The 1,624-nt window shown below is 52.5% G+C and carries 2 protein-coding genes and 1 pseudogene; 2 read left to right on the forward strand and 1 reads right to left on the reverse strand.

Annotated elements, in window-relative coordinates; genetic code table 11:
• Both tdh and RTY00_RS24575 read left to right on the forward strand, forming a co-directional pair.
• A pseudogene (gene tdh, locus RTY00_RS24570) lies at positions 1-113 on the forward strand (L-threonine 3-dehydrogenase); the annotation flags it as partial.
• 73 nt (positions 114-186) lie between these two features.
• Positions 187-1,293, forward strand: coding sequence for a glycosyltransferase (locus RTY00_RS24575; protein WP_312666720.1), 1,107 nt, complete (start codon positions 187-189; stop codon positions 1,291-1,293).
• Here RTY00_RS24575 and RTY00_RS24580 read toward each other — a convergent pair.
• Positions 1,290-1,624, reverse strand: a 335-nt coding sequence (locus tag RTY00_RS24580; RefSeq protein ID WP_312666721.1) for a glycosyltransferase family 9 protein, incomplete at its 5' end; no start/stop codon positions are given. The two genes, RTY00_RS24575 and RTY00_RS24580, sit on opposite strands and share 4 nt — an antisense overlap.

Consider the following 1,624-nt stretch of genomic DNA (forward strand, 5'->3'; position numbering starts at 1 on the left):
GCCTCGATCTGACGCCGATCATCACCCATCGCTATCACATTGATGAGTTCCAGCAAGGCTTTGATGAGATGCGTTCGGGAAGATCCGGCAAAGTGGTGTTGAGCTGGGATTAAATGTGTTGGGTAGCGTCACGAGGACCTTAACGGTATAAAGGGCGCTCTATTCAGCAACTCATTTGGACGTGACATGCGCATTTTGATGATTATTGATGGTTTACCGGGCGGCGGCGCGGAAAAAGTCGTGTTAACCCTGAGCGAATCGATTCATAAAATGGGACATCATGTCACGCTCTATTCTCTGGATGAGACCTGCGCCTATGCGCTGCCGGAAGGTGTGGAATACCGCGTAATCACCGCACCAAGCCGTGCGCCGTGGCGTAAACTGACCGAACTTTCCCGCCGTGCCAGTAAGCTTGATGAAGTGTTGCGTCAGGATGAAGCGCAGCATGGTAAGTACGATCTGGTCATCTCCAATCTGCACAAAACTGACCGCATCGTTGCGCGCAGTAAAGCTATTGACCCGGCGCGCTTGTGGTTCTGTATTCATGGCGTGCTCTCTTCAACCTATTTGGGTCATCGTAAAGGACTCAATTATTGGTTCAAAAAGCGCAAAATGGCCGGTATTTATCAACGTCGTAATATCACCGCTGTTTCGCAAGCCGTGCTGGATGACATGGTTGATGTGATGGATGTGCATCCCGCCAAAACCGCCGTTATCAATAATCCGTTTGATCTAAATGCGTTGCGTGCACGAGCAGATGAACCCTGCGATCTGGCTGGCAGCGAGTACTTGATTAACGTGGCGCGCATCCATCCGCAAAAACGTCAGGATCGTCTGCTGGAAGCCTTTGCACAATCAGGCCTGGCCTCGCGCGCTAAGCTGGTGCTGCTCGGCACCGGCACCGATGAACGTATTGCCGCAGCGAAACAGCTGGCACAGACGCTTAATATTGCCGACCGCGTGCTATTTCTCGGTTTTCAATCCAACCCTTTCCCCTACATCAAACACGCGCATTTAATGGTGATGAGTTCGGATAGCGAAGGTTTTGGCAATGTGATTGTGGAATCATTGATGCTGGGCACGCCGGTAATCAGCACGCGCTGCCCCGGCGGGCCGGAAGAAATTTTGGTGAAAGCCGACATGCCTCAAATGCTTACAGAGATCGATGCAGGTGCATTAGCCAGCAAGATGGTCGAGATTTACGACCATCTGCCAGCCATCAATGAACAGGCGTTGAGCCAATACGATGTGACGGCTATCAGCCGTCAATATGTTGAGCTGGCGTCACGTTAACGCTGCTGTAATTGCTGCCACGCCTGCCAGACCGTTTCTAGCGAGACATCGCGACATTCGCCCGAAGCGGTCTGCATAATTCGATAGTCACCCGACCACGGATGCCACAGGCTGGCATTAGTATCACCAAAAAACACCACCTGCTTTTTGTGCAGCCCGGCGGCAAGATGCATCTGCCCGCCATCGCTACACAGAATCTGCTCACAGCGATCAAAGCCAGCTACCAATTCGCGAACTGATGCGGTGGGATAGCGCGCCACGCGCGGCGAATTGACCAACTGCATCAACTCATCAGTACGTGCTGCATCGCCTTTATCGTTGAGATCGAGCG

The organism is Pantoea sp. CTOTU49201 (assembly GCF_032054795.1).
GTDB classification, from domain to species: domain Bacteria; phylum Pseudomonadota; class Gammaproteobacteria; order Enterobacterales; family Enterobacteriaceae; genus Pantoea; species Pantoea symbiotica.